General features: G+C 43.5%; 20 protein-coding genes. 3 read left to right on the plus strand and 17 right to left on the minus strand.

The genetic code is table 11. The features are described 5' to 3' along the window. Positions 1–14: 14 nt before the first annotated feature. The 12 genes from hpt to yihI form a co-directional block, all read right to left on the minus strand. Positions 15–557: a hypoxanthine phosphoribosyltransferase gene (gene hpt, locus AC30SF_RS07880; protein WP_489608097.1), complete on the minus strand. Its 543-nt coding sequence runs from the start codon at positions 555–557 to the stop codon at positions 15–17. Between the two features lie 242 nt (positions 558–799). Continuing rightward, a complete protein-coding gene (pmbA, locus tag AC30SF_RS07885) occupies positions 800–2,161 on the minus strand; it encodes a metalloprotease PmbA (protein WP_489608098.1) in 1,362 nt (453 codons plus the stop codon). 125 nt (positions 2,162–2,286) lie between these two features. Then, entirely contained in the window at positions 2,287–3,054 is a 768-nt protein-coding gene (locus AC30SF_RS07890; protein WP_489608099.1) for an energy transducer TonB, read from the minus strand. A gap of 10 nt (positions 3,055–3,064) precedes the next feature. Then, positions 3,065–3,541, minus strand: a complete 477-nt coding sequence (exbD, locus tag AC30SF_RS07895) for a TonB system transport protein ExbD (protein WP_489608100.1) — start codon at positions 3,539–3,541, stop codon at positions 3,065–3,067. Positions 3,542–3,544: 3 nt separating this feature from the next. Further along, a complete protein-coding gene (exbB, locus tag AC30SF_RS07900; protein ID WP_479745117.1) occupies positions 3,545–4,015 on the minus strand; it encodes a TonB-system energizer ExbB in 471 nt (156 codons plus the stop codon). A gap of 312 nt (positions 4,016–4,327) precedes the next feature. After that, a complete protein-coding gene (gene rplS / locus AC30SF_RS07905; protein WP_021615897.1) occupies positions 4,328–4,678 on the minus strand; it encodes a 50S ribosomal protein L19 in 351 nt (116 codons plus the stop codon). 24 nt (positions 4,679–4,702) lie between these two features. Then, the gene (trmD, locus tag AC30SF_RS07910) at positions 4,703–5,452 is read right to left on the minus strand and encodes a tRNA (guanosine(37)-N1)-methyltransferase TrmD (RefSeq protein ID WP_021615896.1); all 750 of its coding nucleotides are present in this window, start codon (positions 5,450–5,452) and stop codon (positions 4,703–4,705) included. A 64-nt stretch (positions 5,453–5,516) separates the two neighbouring features. Continuing rightward, complete coding sequence (gene rimM / locus AC30SF_RS07915; RefSeq protein ID WP_109859901.1) at positions 5,517–6,044, minus strand: ribosome maturation factor RimM; 528 nt, start codon at positions 6,042–6,044, stop codon at positions 5,517–5,519. 24 nt (positions 6,045–6,068) lie between these two features. Beyond that, a complete protein-coding gene (gene rpsP / locus AC30SF_RS07920; RefSeq protein ID WP_005701759.1) occupies positions 6,069–6,317 on the minus strand; it encodes a 30S ribosomal protein S16 in 249 nt (82 codons plus the stop codon). Positions 6,318–6,478: 161 nt separating this feature from the next. Continuing rightward, complete coding sequence (gene hemN / locus AC30SF_RS07925; RefSeq protein WP_489608101.1) at positions 6,479–7,846, minus strand: oxygen-independent coproporphyrinogen III oxidase; 1,368 nt, start codon at positions 7,844–7,846, stop codon at positions 6,479–6,481. Positions 7,847–7,866: 20 nt separating this feature from the next. Beyond that, positions 7,867–8,301 carry a DUF2489 domain-containing protein gene (locus tag AC30SF_RS07930; protein ID WP_021615893.1) on the minus strand — a complete coding sequence of 145 codons (435 nt, stop codon included), beginning with the start codon at positions 8,299–8,301 and terminating at the stop codon, positions 7,867–7,869. Between the two features lie 14 nt (positions 8,302–8,315). Further along, positions 8,316–8,876 carry a Der GTPase-activating protein YihI gene (yihI, locus tag AC30SF_RS07935; RefSeq protein WP_489608102.1) on the minus strand — a complete coding sequence of 187 codons (561 nt, stop codon included), beginning with the start codon at positions 8,874–8,876 and terminating at the stop codon, positions 8,316–8,318. A gap of 227 nt (positions 8,877–9,103) precedes the next feature. Here yihI and AC30SF_RS07940 point away from each other — a divergent pair, with 227 nt between their 5' ends. Further along, the gene (locus AC30SF_RS07940) at positions 9,104–10,330 is read left to right on the plus strand and encodes an MFS transporter (RefSeq protein WP_489608103.1); all 1,227 of its coding nucleotides are present in this window, start codon (positions 9,104–9,106) and stop codon (positions 10,328–10,330) included. 126 nt (positions 10,331–10,456) lie between these two features. Here AC30SF_RS07940 and rpsT read toward each other — a convergent pair whose 3' ends face one another. Continuing rightward, positions 10,457–10,720, minus strand: coding sequence for a 30S ribosomal protein S20 (rpsT, locus tag AC30SF_RS07945; RefSeq protein ID WP_005548279.1), 264 nt, complete (start codon positions 10,718–10,720; stop codon positions 10,457–10,459). Between the two features lie 269 nt (positions 10,721–10,989). On the opposite strand from rpsT, the gene murJ reads away from it, so the two are divergent. After that, positions 10,990–12,570 (plus strand): murein biosynthesis integral membrane protein MurJ, encoded by a 1,581-nt coding sequence (murJ, locus tag AC30SF_RS07950; RefSeq protein ID WP_489608104.1) that lies wholly within the window; start codon positions 10,990–10,992, stop codon positions 12,568–12,570. A 131-nt stretch (positions 12,571–12,701) separates the two neighbouring features. Here murJ and lysC read toward each other — a convergent pair whose 3' ends face one another. The 3 genes from lysC to AC30SF_RS07965 all read right to left on the minus strand — a co-directional run bounded on the left by lysC (position 12,702) and on the right by AC30SF_RS07965 (position 16,116). Continuing rightward, complete coding sequence (gene lysC, locus AC30SF_RS07955) at positions 12,702–14,054, minus strand: lysine-sensitive aspartokinase 3 (RefSeq protein WP_489608105.1); 1,353 nt, start codon at positions 14,052–14,054, stop codon at positions 12,702–12,704. Between the two features lie 119 nt (positions 14,055–14,173). Continuing rightward, positions 14,174–15,436 (minus strand): glutamate-5-semialdehyde dehydrogenase, encoded by a 1,263-nt coding sequence (gene proA / locus AC30SF_RS07960; RefSeq protein WP_489608106.1) that lies wholly within the window; start codon positions 15,434–15,436, stop codon positions 14,174–14,176. Between the two features lie 8 nt (positions 15,437–15,444). Continuing rightward, entirely contained in the window at positions 15,445–16,116 is a 672-nt protein-coding gene (locus tag AC30SF_RS07965) for a trimeric intracellular cation channel family protein (RefSeq protein ID WP_209364341.1), read from the minus strand. Between the two features lie 211 nt (positions 16,117–16,327). Here AC30SF_RS07965 and AC30SF_RS07970 point away from each other — a divergent pair, with 211 nt between their 5' ends. Beyond that, a complete protein-coding gene (locus AC30SF_RS07970; protein WP_489608107.1) occupies positions 16,328–17,134 on the plus strand; it encodes a hypothetical protein in 807 nt (268 codons plus the stop codon). A 101-nt stretch (positions 17,135–17,235) separates the two neighbouring features. On the opposite strand, the gene fbp is transcribed toward AC30SF_RS07970, so the two are convergent. Continuing rightward, the gene (gene fbp, locus AC30SF_RS07975) at positions 17,236–18,240 is read right to left on the minus strand and encodes a class 1 fructose-bisphosphatase (RefSeq protein WP_295972898.1); all 1,005 of its coding nucleotides are present in this window, start codon (positions 18,238–18,240) and stop codon (positions 17,236–17,238) included. Between the last annotated feature and the right edge of the window lie 41 nt (positions 18,241–18,281).

Raw genomic sequence — 18,281 nt, forward strand, 5'->3', positions numbered from 1 at the left:
TCTGGTGGGCTTATCTATTCGTCCAAAATCACTTTGCCAATGTAACCCAAATTACGATGGCGTTGTGCGTAATCAATACCATAGCCGACAACAAACTCATCAGGAATGGTGAATCCCACCCAATTGACCGGCACATCCACTTCACGGCGTGAAGGCTTGTCCAATAACGTGCAAATGGTCAATGAGCTCGGCTCGCGTAAATTTAAAATATCACGCACTTTTTGTAAGGTGTAGCCGGTATCGATAATATCTTCCACGATTAACACATGTTTGCCTTTAATGTCGCCATCAAGATCCTTGCTGATACGCACATCATGATTAGAATTCATGGCATTACCGTAACTGGATGTGGTCATAAAATCGATTTCCACAGGCAAATGAATTTCGCGCACCAAATCTGCCATAAACATGAAAGAACCACGTAACAAGCCGACAACAACCAATGGCGTATAGATATTTTTATGTTGATAAAAATTGGTAATTTCTTGGCCTAATTCCGCAATGCGACTGCGCACATCCTGTTCGGAAATCAGAATATCAACATGGTGTTTTTTCATAGAACAACTGCCTTTAACTGGGGATAACGTGCGAGTATTTTAGCAAAAAAAAGACTGAAGTCTAAACTTCAGTCTTTTGAATACCCTAACGAATTTACTTTTTACTCTACCTGTTATGGAGCATGATGCAAACTTTAAAATGAAACCAATCACCTTAACTGCAATACTTAACAGATGGAACGCATTGTATCAGAGATCTTATTCTTGTCAATAAGAATTATTATCATTTAATAAAATAGAATCTAATTTCCGGAAATTTTCAGATTTTCCAACAGGATCGAACCGGTCTGGATATTTGAACGATGTTCAATATCATCCCCAACTGCCACAATATTACGTAACATATCCTGCAATCTGCCAGCAATGGTGATTTCAGCCACCGGATATTGAATTTCACCGTTTTCCACCCAGAACCCGGCGGCGCCACGTGAGTAGTCACCGGTAACCAAATTTACCCCTTGCCCCATCACTTCTGTTACCAATAACCCGCATCCCATTTCACGTAAAAGTGCGGTCAGTTTTCCAGATGAATTGGGCTGGACCAACCAGTTGTGAATGCCACCGGCGTGTCCCGTGCTTTGCATACCCAGCTTACGACCGCTATAACTGGTGAGCAAATAGGTTTGCAAAATCCCTTGACGAATAATCTCCAAATCCTGCGTTCTAACGCCTTCGCTATCAAATGGCGTTGAGGCAAGGCGGCCAATTAAATGTGGTTTTTCACTAATCTGAAACCAATCGGGCAATACTTGTTTGCCAAGGTGATCCAATAAGAAACTGGCTTTACGATATAAACTGCCACCACTAATAGCGGCCGCCAAATGACTGATTAATCCTGTTGCCACATCATTTAAGAAAATCACCGGTGCCTGCTGCGTGGCGATTTTTTGCGGTTGTAAACGGGCAAGGGTTTTTCGTGCGGCATTTTCACCCACCCATTGTGCCTTTTCCAAGGCATTCATATCTCGAGAAACCGTGTATTCATAATCCCGTTCCAGTTGATCATCATGTGCAGCGATAACTGAGCAAGACAACGAATAGCGGCTAGACAAATAACTTTGCAACATACCATGGCTATTGCCATACACTCGCACGCCGGTATGTGCATTAAAAGACGCGCCTTCGCTGTTAACAATGCGTTTGTCAAATGCTAGCGCCGCATTTTCTGTTTCTAATGCCAACTGTGCTGCACGATCCACATCAATATCCGCCTCGTGATATAACTCTAAATCTGGTGCATCAAACGCCATTAATGCTTTGTCGGCTAAACCGGCACAATCATCGGGTGAGGTATATTTCGCAATCGCTAATGCGGCTTCTACGGTATTTCTAATGGCTTCAGGACTTAAATCGGAAGTGGAGGCATTGCCTTTTTGTTGGCCTAAATAAACTGAAATGCCTAATGCGCCATCATTATTAAATTCAACGTTTTCAATGTCTTTTAAACGGGTAGAAACCGATAACCCACCTGATTTCGTCACACCCACTTCAGCCGCCGCACCGGCTTTTTGGGCGATTTCAAGGGCAAGACTGACCGCATCGCGTAATTGTTGTTCTTGTTGCTGTAAAAGTGCGGTCTGATTTTCAAGAGTTTTTACTGACATAAAGGAATTTCTCGTGATTAAAAATGCCCTAATTTTAGCCTATTTTTCTTCTTAAGGCTAACCGCAAAAAAATACGCCTCAGGTTGTCACACAATCCCGAGGCGTATTTTTATCAGTAAGAAAAACTAGTCGATTTTAAAACTAATCGGCACAGAAATCGATGCGCCCATGCCTGCCGGTCGAGGCCCAATCGATCTGGCACTATTTACCGCACTTAACGCTGCATTATCCAAATCTTCAACCCCTGAACTCTTCGCAATCGCTACACCGGTGATAGAACCATCTGCACCAATAGTAAAGGAAACCGTCACCACGCCTTGCTTACGCATCATTTTCGCACGCGCAGGATAGCGTTTGTGTCGCTCAATTTCACGGCGTAACGCAGAACGGTAAGCATCAAGCTCACTGCCGCTGGCGCCATTTCCCACTAAGTTAGGATTCGTCGTCGTTGCCGGACCGGTTGTCGTCGCCTTCGAATTCACAGAAGCATTAGATTCAACCGTTCTATCGCCTATCGGCACATCAGGGCTTGGTTTGACTTTCGGTTTTTCTTTTGGCTTTTGTTTAGGTTTTTCTTTTGGCTTCTCTTTCGGCTCTTGCGGCTTTTCCGGTTCTTTTGGTTTTTCAACCTTTGGCGGTTCCGGTTTGACGGTTGGATCCTCAACGGTTTCCTGTTTTTCCGGTTCCGGGGCTTTTTCTTCTACCGGCGGCGGATCTGCCTCCACCATGGCCATCATCATTTCCATAGAAATACTGGTTGAAATTTCACCGGTCGCACTGTTAGCACTCGTATCCGTTGTATTCACATGGCTGTCAAAAAGCCAAACTATTATCGCAATATGAATCGCAGCAGATAAGAGAAAGCTCAAGAGTGAACGTTTTGCATTCTGCATTCACATTCTCCTACTTGCCGGCACCGACGGCTTGTTCTGCAGGTTTTGTCCCTTGAGATTCCACTGATTTGAGCGCCTGCGGATTCGTGTTTTTGGGTTTCTCGCCACCTTTATCTTTCGTTGCCACAATGGCGACATCTTTAATGTCATTTTTCGCCAATAAATCCGTGACAGACACAAAATCTTGGAATGTGGCATCGGCATCAATTTTTAAAGTCACTTTTTGGGTTTTATCCCAACCGGCAATTTCAGTCTCCAACGCTTCAAGCGTGGTCGGTTTGTCATTAAAAAACAGCTCACCCTTTGCCGTAACGGTTAATAATTTTGCCAACTCGCTAGACTTAAACGCGACGGAAGCACTCGCTTTCAGCACATTCACTTGAATTTTCCCTTGTGAAATGAAAGAGGCGGTAATCAACACGATAGCCAACAATACCAACATAATATCAATAAAAGGGATAATGTTGATTTCATCAAACTTTTTCACAGACTATTCCTTATGTTCGCTATCGTCTTTATTCTTTTGCGCATTTAAAACTTTCCATTTCAAGCGGTTAACTTCAACTTTGCGCCCTAATGCGTTATAGAAAATCATGGACGGGATTGCCACCAAAATACCAAGTGCGGTCGCTTTTAACGCCAAAGATAAATGCATCATAATCTCACCGGCATTGACTTCGCCACCGGCTTGACCGATTTGATAAAAGGTTAAAAGAATGCCGATAACGGTTCCTAGCAGACCAACATAAGGTGCATTCGCGCCGATGGTGGAAATTACGGTGAGATTGCGGTTTAAATCAATTTCAAGTGCATGAATGGTGGAATATTGACTGACTTTAACGCGGGCTAAGAAAATAAAACGCTCAATCACCATGGCGAGCATTAAGACGCTCATAAAAAGCAATAAACCGATAATAATGTAATCACTGTACTTTTGTAAAAAGTCAAAAATCTGCGGCATTTGTTTTTCCTTTGAATAGGCTCGAAAAAATAAGTAAAAGAAAACTGTGAATAGGAATTTTCTTTAACTGATAATAAGTCGCATTTATTATAATCCTCTTCAATGATTTGTAAATCAAAACTTATCAATAGGTTAAAAGCATTGATGACGTGATTTAAGGAGAAAACAAGTGAGAGAATGGGAAGAAAAGAGAGAAAGGAAATCCTGTGGCTGAGGCGATAGTCGGACGCTAACAAATAAAAAAATCTGCACCTTAGTCCGTGAGTTATGTTATCTAACGTTTCGCGTGCAGATTCTTCTAAATATACGAAATTATTCGCCCAAACGCTCTTTAATACGAGCTGCTTTACCGGAAAGTGCACGTAAGTAGTAAAGTTTCGCTTTACGTACCGCACCTTTACGTTTCACTACGATGCTATCCACTGCCGGAGAGTGAGTTTGGAATACACGCTCAACACCAACACCGTTAGAGATTTTGCGTAGGGTGAATGCAGAATGCAAGCCACGGTTACGAATTGCAATAACCACGCCTTCGAATGCTTGCAAACGACGCTTACTACCTTCAACAACCCATACTTTCACTTCTAATGTGTCACCTGGACGGAAGCTTGGTACGTTTTGTTTTAATTGTTCTTGTTCAAGTTGTTTAATGATGTTAGACATTTTTGATCCTTTTTGATCCTAGAGTTAACTGAGTTTACTGTTATATTCGGCTTTCACCTGTTTTAACAGCTTACGTTGTTCGTCAGTCAGAGCTAGGCCTTCCAGTAGCTCAGGGCGTCGTAACCATGTTCTCAATAACGATTGTTTTAATCGCCATTTACGAATTTCTTCATGGTGTCCCGACATCAGCACGGGGGGCACAGTTAATCCGTCAAGCACTTCAGGGCGCGTATAATGCGGGCAATCCAGTAATCCGTCGGCAAACGAATCTTCCTCGGCGGAAGCTTGTTTACCAAGCACACCTGGGATAAATCGGGCAACTGCATCAATTAACGTCATTGCCGGCAATTCACCACCAGTGAGGACATAATCACCTACCGACCATTCTTCATCAACAACCGTTTCAATCAAACGCTCGTCAATGCCTTCGTAGCGGCCGCATAACAAAATTAACTTCTGATTCTGCGCTAATTCCTCTACGCCTTGTTGATCGAGTTTACGACCTTGCGGCGAGAGATAAATCACTTTCACACCTTCACCTGCGACTTCTTTTGCCGAATCAATAGCATCCTTTAATGGTTGCACCATCATCAGCATTCCCGGGCCTCCGCCATAAGGACGGTCATCCACGGTTTTATGCTTATCGTGCGTAAAATCTCTTGGATTCCAGCACCGCACTTGTAACAGGTTTTGCTTAACAGCCCTGCCGGTTACCCCATATTCCGTAATTGCTTTAAACATTTCAGGGAACAGACTTATTACCCCAATCCACATAATTTAGCCTTAACTTTTGAGCCTTATGTTAATGTTACCGCAAAGCGCTACGGCATACCTGAGATTAGAAACCAGCGTCCCAATCCACTGTAATCGTCTTAGTGGCGGGATCGACTCTTTTAACTACTTGTTCATACAAGAACGGAATTAACCGCTCTTGTTTTCCGAAAGCATCTTTTACGTTGGCTTTTACCACCAATACATCATTAGAACCGGTTTCCATCATTTCAGTCACGGTTCCCATGGCATAACCTTCCAGATTCACCACCGCACAACCAATTAAATCGTGCCAGTAGTAATCCCCTTCTTCCAAGGTTGGAAATACCGATAAATCGACACCGATTTCCACATTGGCAAGAATTTGCGCCGCTTCACGATCATCCACGCCTTTTAATTTAACGATCAGTTCGTGATTATGATGACGCCAGTTTTCCAGTTCGGTTGGCTGCCACTGCCCTTTGATTTTCAAAAACCAAGGTTGATAATCAAAGATACTTTCAGCTTGTTCTGTGGATGAGTAAATACGTAACCAACCGCGAATACCATAAGTCGAACCTAATTTGCCGACAGTTTCGATTCTTTGTTGTTGCATATTCATCACCTCAAAAAAGTAAAATTACGCGGCTTTTTGCGCTTCTTTTACTAAACTCGCAACGCGATCGGACAATGAAGCACCTTGGCTAACCCAGTGGTTAACACGGTCTAAATTGATACGAACACGTTCTGCATTGCCTTGTGCGATTGGATTGAAGAAACCCACACGCTCAATGAAACGACCGTCACGCGGTGAACGGCTGTCAGCAACGACGATTTGGTAAAATGGGCGTTTTTTAGCTCCGCCACGAGATAAACGAATGGTTACCATAACCTTCCTCTAATAATTTAATTACAAAAAGAAAACCCTCAAATATCGAAAGTTAAATGAGAGTTAAACTTACTTTTTTCTCTGTATATATAGACAAAAAGCCTGTGGATTTTACTCTTTTCCCGGCAAAAAGCAAGCCGGAAATACGATGTCGGCTTTTCTTAAATAATCCGCGAAAATTGCTGTTGCTTGGCTTGTACGCGAGAGTAAGTGTCAAAACACAAACAAATATTACGAATCAACAAACGGCCTTTCGGAGAAACGACAATTTGTTCATCGCCAATCTCTAATAAACCGTCGGCTGCCAAAGGCGCTAGCAACGCTAAATCTTCTGCAAAGTGTTGTTTAAAGTTAATGTTGTACTGTTTTTCTAATGGCGCATACGCTAATTTAAAGTTACAAATTAATTGTTTAATCACATCACGACGCAGGCAATCTTCTTCTGTCATCGCCAAGCCTTTGTGTAAGGCAATGCCATTTTCCTCCACATGGGCATAATAGGTTTTCAGATCCTTTTGGTTTTGTGCGTAAGTGTCGCCTAACAAGCTAATAGCCGACACACCCAATCCCAGCAAATCACATTCTTCCTGTGTGGTGTAACCTTGGAAATTACGATGCAAAATGCCTTTTTGCTGTGCAATGGCAAGTTCATCATCCGGTTTCGCAAAGTGATCCATACCGATAAATTTATAGCCGGCATTGCCCAAGGTTTCGATGGTTTTTTGCAAAATTTCCAGCTTAGTTTCCGGTTTAGGTAATTGCCATTCTTTAATTTTCGCCTGACCAGCAAAACGGCTTGGCAGGTGGGCATAGTTAAACACACTGAGACGATCAGGATTGAGCTCAATCACTTTTTGCAATGTGAACATAAAACTTTCTACGGTTTGCAACGGAAGACCGTAAATTAAATCCAAATTAGTCGATTGGAAACCCAACTCACGGGCGCGCACCAATAAAGCATTGACAAATGCCTCATCTTGCTCGCGATTCACCGCTTTTTGCACGTCTTTATTGAAATCTTGCACGCCCATACTAATACGGTTAAAACCAATGTTGCGCAAATGGTCCAGCATAGAAAGCTCAATTTCACGCGGATCCATTTCAATACTCACTTCTGCATTGTCAGCGATGTTGAAGTGTTCACGTAGCATATTCATTAAACGTGCCGATTGAGCTTCCGTTAAATAGGTCGGCGTGCCGCCGCCCCAATGCACTTGGGTCGCCACGCGATTTGTAAATAATTTCGACCGCGCTTTGATTTCTTTTTCAAGAAAATCTAAATAGATATCCGCTTTATGTTGATGACGGGTGATGACCTTATTACAACCACAGAAATAACAAAGTTTATGACAAAACGGAATGTGTACATATAACGACAGCGGGCGGTCAGGATAACGCTGTGTAGCCGCGATAAAATCCTCGTTCGTATAATGTTCATTAAACTCCAATGCTGTCGGATAAGACGTATAACGCGGACCGGATTGATTATATTTCTGAATTAATGCCAAATCCCAAATAATCTCAGACATTAAATTTCTCCCAATATTTTTTATAATTTTTCAATATCAGCCAATAGCTGATGTAACTCCAACTTAATGTTTTTTTCAAGTGCCGCTTCAGCACTTTCACGTTGCAAATCTAAACGCATACGTTCGTTCTTTTTTAATGCTTTGCGCGCCTCATGTGTCGGCATCGTTTCAACCACTTCATATAACTGCAGCATGGTAACATGGTTTTTAATGCTCATTCCCACCGGTTCTAATAGCATTTTCAGACGCAACACGCCCTCGGAAAGATTACAATCGCCATTCAGCATGGCTTTGGCAATGATCTCGATGCTTTCCTTAATACGATTGATTCGGTTTCGACGAGCTTGTTGCAACGCCTTTTTTTGCTTTTGCAAGGCAAGCAATAAATAGGTGGCATAGCCTATCATCCCCACAATGATACAAACTGCCACAAGCAATAACACTGTCTTCCACATAATAAATAACGGGTTTATTTGAATTGGTTAATGTTGATTGTCTCAAAAGTGCGGTATAAATCTTCGGCGTTTTCCTCGTCTTCTACAATACCTAATTCTTCCATTAATTGCGCGACTCGCGCCAAGCACTCATCCACAAATTGCTGATCTTTGAGAGACAATTGCTTGCCTTCTTCCAGTTGATCCAACAAGTGATTTAAGCATTCATTATTTTCCAATTGCGTCAATTCTATCATTGGATCCAATGGCGCTTTTGATTCGGTTTGTGGTATTGGAATACGTTGCCCTTTTTCCGGTTTATTGACGAATTCCACGATTAACGGTAGTTTTTTACGACTGCCAATGCGCGGATCTTTCATCTCCAACGCTTGATTTTCGGCTTTCGCATTCACCGCACTATGGCGGGAACCTGAGGCTAATCCTTTGTGTTTACGTTTTTTCTTCTCTTCACGCGCCTTTGCATCAAGTTCATAACGCGTTGCCTGACGACCTGAACGTGGTGCGGTCGGTTTTTTATCTGTTTTGCGGGTCGGCATAATATCCGTCACGCGACGGGTCTTTTTCTGACGGGACATAACGTATCTCTTAGCGAATAAAATTAAGCGGCGATTGTACCACCGTGTAAGAAATTTAACGAGAGGAACGCCAAATCTTCTACCGATTTTATCATGCCATTCATTGAAATTTTCTTAAAAAGCAGTAAACTAGCGCACAATTTTTTGGCCTTGTTTTATGCAAGCTAAAAAATCACTTCTTTATAAACTTTAAATGTTACCTGTGAGTAACAGAAGGACAATTCAACATGACTACAAAAGTAAATAGCTATGGCTGGAAGGCCTTGCTAGGCTCTGCCGTCGGCTATGCGATGGACGGTTTCGATCTTCTTATTCTCGGTTTTATGCTTAGTGCCATTTCTGCGGATTTAGGATTAACCCCGGCGCAAAGCGGTTCTTTAGTGACGTGGACGTTAATTGGGGCAGTTTTCGGTGGCATTGTTTTCGGTGCGTTAAGTGATAAATATGGCCGTGTGCGCGTGTTAACCTGGACAATCATTCTTTTTGCGGTATTTACCGGTTTATGCGCATTGGCGCAAGGTTATTGGGATTTACTGGTTTATCGTACGATCGCCGGTATCGGTTTAGGCGGTGAGTTTGGAATCGGTATGGCATTAGCGGCGGAAGCTTGGCCGGCACGTCATCGTGCAAAAGCGGCTTCTTATGTGGCGCTTGGCTGGCAGGTTGGAGTGTTAGGCGCGGCATTGTTAACCCCATTATTATTGCCACAAATCGGTTGGCGTGGCATGTTTGTGGTAGGCATCTTCCCTGCATTTGTCGCGTGGTATTTACGTGCCCGTTTGCATGAGCCTGAAATTTTTGTGCAAAAACAGACCGCACTTTCAAAGCCAACAAACCGTTGGGCGTCTAAATTGGAGTCATTCAAGTTATTGGTGAAAGATAAAGCCATCGCCAAAGTCAGTTTGGGCGTGGTCATCCTGACCTCCGTACAAAACTTCGGTTATTACGGCATTATGATTTGGATGCCGAACTTTCTTTCTAAGCAACTTGGCTTTAGCTTGACGAAATCCGGTGTATGGACGGCAGTGACCGTTTGCGGCATGATGGCGGGCATTTGGATTTTTGGACGTTTGGCCGATCATATTGGGCGTAAACCGAGTTTCTTGTTGTTCCAAGCTGGGGCTGTCGTCAGTATCATCGCCTATTCACAATTAACGGATCCGAATACCATGTTAATTGCCGGGGCATTCTTAGGGATGTTTGTTAACGGCATGATGGGCGGCTACGGTGCTTTAATGGCAGAAGCCTATCCGACACAAGCGCGCGCTACCGCACAAAACGTGTTGTTTAACTTAGGACGTGCTGTGGGCGGCTTTGGTCCAGTAGCGGTGGGCGCAGTGGTTTCTGCGTATTCCTTCCAAACCGCCATTGCCTTTTTGGCGGTGATTTATGTCATCGATATGTTAGCCACGGTGTGTTTAGTGCCGGAATTAAAAGGGAAAGAGTTACATTAATGTGATGAAAGTGCGGTTGAAAAATGAGGTGTTTTTTCACCGTACTTTACTTCTCGTCCTATCCAAAAAGCAAAACAAAAAACCGCTCAAATGAGCGGTTTTTCTTTAATCACAAAAAGACAAAAATTAAGCTAATTTTTTGATTTGTGCAGCTAATTTAGATTTGTGGTTTGCTGCTTTGTTAGCGTGAATTAAGCCTTTAGAAGCCATGCGGTCAACAACTTTTTGCATTTCAACGAATGCGGCTTCAGCTGCTGCTTTTTCGCCCGCTGCGACTTGCGCATAAACTTTTTTGATGTAAGTACGCATCATAGAGCGTTGGCTTGCGTTGTGTTGACGGCGTTTTTCAGATTGAACCGCACGTTTTTTTGCTGACTTGATATTAGCCAAGGTCAAACTCCTAAAAATTTCTGTTAGTTAATAGTGACAAAATAGGGGCGTAAATATGCCGATTTCTTGTACTTTTGTCAACGGGGATTTTGTTTTGATTTCGGTGAGACACAACCGAAAGTAAGCATCGTTATTCTTAACAAGTGCTTCCTAAATGGGCTCACACAAACGATGTGGGCGGAATTTTAACAGTTTTTTCCCTTAGAATATAGCGTAAAAACGAAATTTCTATACAATTAGGCAAATTTTATCATTCAGAGTAATTCGTTTTGAGTAAAAGATTATTAAAATCCGGCATTATCGTGAGTGGGATGACGCTTGTTTCGCGTGTATTAGGCTTGGTTCGCGATGTGGTGATTGCTAATTTAATCGGTGCCGGTGCTACGGCGGATGTGTTTTTATTCGCCAACCGTATTCCTAATTTTCTCCGTCGATTATTCGCCGAAGGGGCGTTTTCACAAGCGTTTGTGCCTGTGTTGGCGGAATATCAAAAATCCGGTGATTTATCTAAAACCCGCGAATTTATCGGTAAAGTGTCCGGCACCTTGGGCGGTTTGGTCACGATCGTTACGTTATTGGCGATGATCGGCTCGCCGGTGGTTGCGGCCATTTTTGGCACGGGTTGGTTTGTGGATTGGCTGAATGACGGGCCAAATGCGGAAAAATTCACGCAAGCCTCGTTATTGCTCAAAATCACCTTTCCTTATTTATGGTTTGTGACCTTCGTTGCGCTGTCCGGAGCAATTCTGAATACCATCGGTAAATTCGGCGTGATGTCGTTCTCGCCGGTGTTGCTCAATATTGCCATGATTGCCACCGCACTTTGGTTGGCACCACAGTTGGAAAATCCGGATTTAGGCTTGGCTATCGGGATCTTTCTCGGCGGGTTATTACAATTTCTGTTTCAACTGCCTTTCTTATATCAAGCCAAATTATTAGTAAAACCCAAATGGGCGTGGCATGACGAAGGCGTGAAGAAAATCCGCACACTGATGATTCCCGCCTTATTCGGGGTTTCTGTAAGCCAAATCAACTTGCTACTTGATACCTTTATCGCCAGTTTCTTAATGACGGGCTCCATCAGTTGGCTATATTATTCCGACCGCTTGTTAGAGTTTCCGCTTGGGTTGTTCGGTATCGCCATTTCTACGGTAATTTTGCCAACCCTTGCCCGCCACCATGTGAACCGTGATGATAACGCTAAAAGTGCGGTAGATTTTCGCAACACAATGGACTGGGGCGTACGCATGATTTTATTGCTCGGTGTGCCGGCAATGATTGGTATCGCTGTATTGGCTCAGCCTATGTTGTTGGTGCTGTTTATGCGTGGCAGTTTTACTTTTAGCGATGTGCAATCAGCCTCTTATTCCCTGTGGGGCTTTAACGCAGGGCTTCTGAGTTTCATGTTAATCAAGATTTTGGCGAACGGTTATTATGCCCGTCAAGACACCAAAACGCCGGTGAAAATTGGCATCATTGCCATGGTGAGCAACATGGCATTCAATGTCTTAGCCATTCCGTTTAGCTATGTGGGTTTGGCGATAGCCTCTGCCATGTCGGCAACGTTAAACGCGTATCTGCTTTATCGTGGCTTGGCAAAAGCGGACGTTTATCATTTTAGCCGTCAAAGTGCGGTGTTTTTTCTAAAAGTTTTTTGCGCTGCTGCCATGATGGGACTATTGGTTTGGTATAACAGCCCAGCACTCATTGAATGGAATGCCATGAGTTTTCTTACCCGCGTACATTGGCTTGCATGGCTGATTGTTTTAGCAGCAATCGTTTATGGCGGCATGTTGCTGGTCTTGGGGCTGCGTAAACAACACCTCTTAGTAAAAGAGCTAAATCAGTGAGAAAACATCGCCAAATCCAATGAAAAGAGGAGAAAATGACATTTCATCTTCTCCCCTTTACCACATCAAACAGACGTGAGGTTTTTCCAACGGATCAATGACCGCAAAGTGCGGTCATTTTTTCATACGTTTTACTCAAACAAAGAGCGATGTAAGGAACGAACAATGTCATCGGCTTTATCGCTGTCTGCCAACAAGCAAATATTGTTAGTGCTGGCGCCGTAACTAATCATACGGATATTGTACGCATCTAAGGTTTCAAAAATACGTTTGGCGACACCGGAGGCTGTGTGGAGTTCATTGCCGATTAAGGCGACCAAAGACAAGCCGGTATCCACTTTCACCGTGCAGAATTGGCTTAATTCTTCGATTAATTCCTGAGAGAGTAAGCTTTTACCGGAAGAGGCTGAACCCGTTTTATCCAAGGTTAAGGCAACGCTAACTTCCGATGTTGTGATGGTGTCTACGGAGATTTTGTGTTTGGCTAAAATCGTGAAAATATTCGCTAAAAAACCTTGTGCATACAGCATATTTAAGCTGGAGAGTGTGAGCAGGGTTTGGTCACGACGTAGGGCGATCGCACGGAATGTCGGGCGAGGTTGCGGATTGCGGGTGACCCAAGTGCCGCCGTCTTGTGGCGCTTTGCTGGAGCCGACATAGACCGGGATATTGCTACGCACGGCAGGAAGTAAGGTTGCCGGGTGCAATACTTTCGCACCGAAGGTTGCCATTTCTGCCGCTTCGGAAAAACTCATGGTATCAATGCGTTGTGCAGTTTGCACGATGCGAGGATCGGTGGTGTAAATGCCGGCAACATCGGTCCAAATTAACACATCTTGCGCATTGAGCACTTCAGCAAGTAGGGCGGCAGAGTAGTCGCTACCACCACGTCCTAAGGTGGTCGTTTTACCTTGTTCATCACGGCCGATAAAACCTTGAGTAATGACTAACTCTCCGCGTTCGATTAACGGTTTCAAGAGGTTATCGCAGTTTTGACGGGTTTGTTCATCATTTGGTGCGGCTTTGCCGAAATGGCTGTTTGTGGCGACAATGGTACGCACATCCAACCAAGTGGCTTCAATTTGTAATTCACGCAACACTTCCACAAAAATCAAAGAAGACATCATTTCACCATGGCTGATTAATTCATCGGTTAATGCCAAAGAGGTGGCTAAATTTGCGGCTTCCGCCAATGAGGTGATATTGGCTAATAAGGCTTCGATTTTTGGACGCACGCGACTGTCGTCTTTTAATGCTGTCAAAATGTTTTCTTGAATTTGACGCACTTCATTCAGCAATTTATTGCGTTCCGGTTCTTCACAACCGTTTGCTAAGGCGACCAATAAGTTGGTGATACCGGCGGAAGCAGATAGGACAACAACGCGAGTATTAGGATCGGCAATCACGATGTTGGCACAAGATTGCATGGCAGGGTAGTTGGCGACGCTGGTGCCACCGAATTTAGCGACTGAAAGATGAGACATAAAAAAACTCCGATAAATAAGTATGATTTGTGTGTTTACCCTACAAATACTGATTTACCGGAGTTTTGTCAAACAATTAATTTTAATTTTTAAATAATATTTAAAAAATGCCCTCTTTTTTAAGAACGGATCGAATAATCGCCTACGCACACCCATTTATAGGTGGTGAGTGCCTCTAATCCCATTGGGCCGCGAGCGTGTAATTTTTGTGTGCTTACCGCCACTTCTGCTCCTAGACCAAATTGTCCGCCGTCAGTAAAACGGGTGCTGGCATTGACATAAACCGCCGCCGAATCCACTTGCGCGATAAATTTCTGCGCCTGCTTTTGCGAAGAGGTCAAAATACTGTCGGAGTGTTGACTGCCATATTGACGAATATGGGCGATGGCTTGTGTTAAATCTTCGACGACAACGACATTTAAATCCAATGACAGCCATTCTTGTTTCAGTTCGGCTTCCACTAATGGCACCACATTGGCACCGGCTTTTTGCAATAAGAAAAGTGCGGTCGGATCTGCGTGTAATTTTACGTTTTTCTCTTTCAACGTTTCTGCCAGTTTAGGCAAGAATTCATTCGCAATGCTACGTTGCACCAACAGCGTTTCCAAGGTGTTACAGGTGCTTGGGCGTTGTGTTTTTGCATTGAAAATTACCGGCAACGCTTTTTCCAAGTCGGCCGTTTCTTCAATGAACATATGGCAAACGCCAATGCCACCAACAATCACCGGAATGGTTGAGTGTTCTTTTGCTAATTGATGCAATGCTGCACCGCCACGAGGAATAATCATGTCCACATATTGGTCTAATTTCAGTAATTCCATGACCAGCGCACGATCGGGATCAGTAATCGCTTGAACCGCCGCTTTAGGCAAGCCCACACGCGCTAAGGCGGTTTGCACCACGTCCACCAAGATTTTATTAGAATGTTGTGTTTCTTTGCCGCCGCGTAGAATGACAGCGTTGCCGGTTTTTAAGCAGAGACTTGCCACATCAATCGTCACATTTGGACGCGCTTCGTAGATCGTGCCGATAACCCCTAAAGGCACGCGAACTCGTTCAATTTTGACCCCACTATCCAACACGCCTCCGTCAATAATCCGCCCAACGGGATCAGCAAGGGAAATCACATGACGCACGTCATTAGCTATGCCCTGTAAACGCTCAGGTGTTAACAATAAACGATCAATAATGGCGTCGGATAAACCGTTTTGTTTGGCACTTTCGATGTCTTGCGCATTGGCGGCTAAGATACGAGCTTGTTCTTGTTCTAATTGCTCGGCGATTAATGCTAAGGCTTGATTTTTTTCGCGTTGGGAAAGCTGGGAAAGTACGAAAGCAGCCTCTTTCGCCTGTTTTCCCATTTCAATTAAATTGACGGACATCTTTTCTCCTATTTCGCTTTTTGCGGTAATTTGTCGTCTTTATGATGCGTTGAAATATCTTGTTCCTGATAATCAAAAATCGGCAGGCCCCATTCAAAGTAAATTGCTAGTAAGCGGGTAATAAAGCCGACAATCAAGGTAATGATAATGACGATGTTTTGATCTACCTGTAGATGTTGTAGGCCGATGTAAATAGCCGTCGCCAATAATGCCACGCTGGCGTATAACTCTTTTTGGAACACGAGAGGAATGCGATTACACAATAAATCACGCAACACCCCGCCGAATGCGCCGGTAATAATGGCGGCAATTACAGCTATTGTCGTGCCGTGCCCCATATCTAACGCGATTTGAGCACCAATAATGGAAAACACGATAAGCCCAACGGCATCCAGTACCAAGAAAATGGTGTGAAAATAACGCATGAAATGGCGAATAAAAGGCGCGATAAATACGGTTAACACCGCAGCCGAGGCCACGATAATAAAATATTCGGGATGTTTTACCCACCCAAGCGGATAATGCCCTAAGAGCACATCGCGTACAGAGCCCCCACCGATAGCGGTCATGCTGGCAATAATAACGACGCCGAAAATATCCATTTTCTCTCGACCTGCGGCAAGGGCGCCGGTAATGGCTTCGGCGGTAATACCAATGATATAGAGAATGCTGAGCAGCATAAGGTTCCTTAAAGTGCGGTGAATTTTTTCGTTATTTTAGAGAGAGAAAGGGCAAAATACCATGTTTTAGATCATAACTTTATTTTGCCTTGTGAGAATTGAAAAAACGTTGTGTTTTTCAACCGCACTTTTGTCCTAGCTTTTGACCGTTTTGGGGAATTCTTGCATAATGCACGGCAATTTTTGTCTTTGTTTATCACAAGGAAATCGTATGTCCGAAGAACAACCTAAATTTTTCACCGCACTTTCGTCTTTCTTCCCCGTTTTTTTGCTACTCGTTATTGATCTTTTTGCCTTTTGGTTGCAGCCGCAGGCCAACGTAATGTCGCATTTGGCGCTTGGTGTATTAACGGCACAGCTGATTTGTTTGATCGCCTTTATTAAAGGTGAAATTTGTAATGGACAACGTTCCCGTTTAGGGCGGGTAAACCTTTATTTTGGTCTATTTTGGGTGGTGTGGCTGTTGTTCGGTTTAGGGACAAGCTATCACCATGTATTCATGGACTTGGTTTGCCTTTGTGGTTTGGCAATGACTATCATCACATGGAAGCAACCGTTTGAGGTTAAATTACGTCATCTCTTATTAAAAATCGCCGGTTTCATCGGTATGTTGGGTGTCATTGGCTATGGCTTGATGCTGGCTAGCGAAGAAAACTTCATTCAATTTAATCCTGTGGCACAAATTCTGTTGGGGATTATTTTGGCGAATTTAGCTTTAGTGATTTCTCGCAATCGTCTGAAAGGATTTATTGCGTTGTTGATGTTGGCGGCGATTGCGTTCCTGGCACTGAATGCGCTGTTTGTATGTGCGAATTTATTCATTCTTTCTCAACAAAGTGCGGTGGTTTTTAGCAACGAATTTGCTTTGTTACTTTATCTCTTATTGCATTTAGTGATGGCCGCCATGTTGGCAATCCATGTTTTCAAAAAATGGGCGTTGTCTTATAACAGCCTTCTCATTCTCTTATTTATGACGGCCAGCTTGCCATTGTGGGCAAATTTTGCGTATTTGATGTAATGCGTGATTTAGGTAAGAAAAAATCTCCTCAGAATTGAGGAGGTTTTTTTATGAACGTTTCTTTAAATAAAATACGTCATTTTCTGACCGCACTTAATGGATTACTCTTTAAAATCACGCATTAATTGTTCGGCTTTTTTCACCATTTCTCTGGAACCGATGAAAAGCGGAACGCGTTGGTGTAATGCAGTCGGTTGAATATCCAAAATGCGATTATAACCGTCACTTGCCACGCCGCCGGCTTGTTCTGCGAGGAACGCCATTGGGTTGCCTTCATAGAGTAAACGCAATTTGCCGTTCGGGTAGTTTGTTGCGCTTGGATAAATATAGATACCGCCTTTAAGCATGTTGCGGTGGAAGTCGGACACCAAAGAACCGATATAACGAGAAGTGTAAGGACGTTGGGTTTCTTTATCTTCTTCTTGGCAATATTTCAGGTATTTTTTCACGCCCATCGGGAATTTGAGGTATTGCCCTTCGTTAATGGAATAAATTTTGCCGGTTTGCGGAATTTGAATGTTTTCATGGGAGAGGCAGAACACACCGAGTGATGGATCGTAAGTAAAACCATTGACACCATGTCCTGTGGTGTAAACCAACATGGTGGAGGAACCATACACGATATAACCTGCTGCCACTTGGCGATTGCCCGGTTGCATGAAGTCTTCTAAGGTGACCGGTGTGCCTACCGGTGAAACGCGGCGATAAATGGAGAAAATGGTACCAACGGAAACATTCACATCAATGTTGGAGGAGCCGTCCAATGGGTCAGTTAAAATGACGTATTTCGCGTTGCGACCACGCTCCGTATCAAAGGCAATGAAATTTTCCTCTTCTTCAGAAGCAAAACCGGCGACTTCTTCGCGGCTCATAAGGGCTTGTTTCATCGTGTTGTGAGCGAATAAGTCTAATTTCATCTGCGCTTCGCCTTGCACATTTTCTACACCGGAATTACCGATAATATTGTTAGTTAAGCCGGCTTTGTTGATATCGCGGTGAATCACTTTTGCCACTAAGCGAATGGAGGACAAAATGCCACTTAACTCCCCTTTAGCATTTGGGTATTCCGCTTGTTTTTCTACAATAAATTCGCCTAACGTTTTCATACTTTTTCCTTATTTGATGAATAAATTTACTCAAATTGTAA

It is taken from the genome of Aggregatibacter valvarum (genome assembly GCF_980468985.1).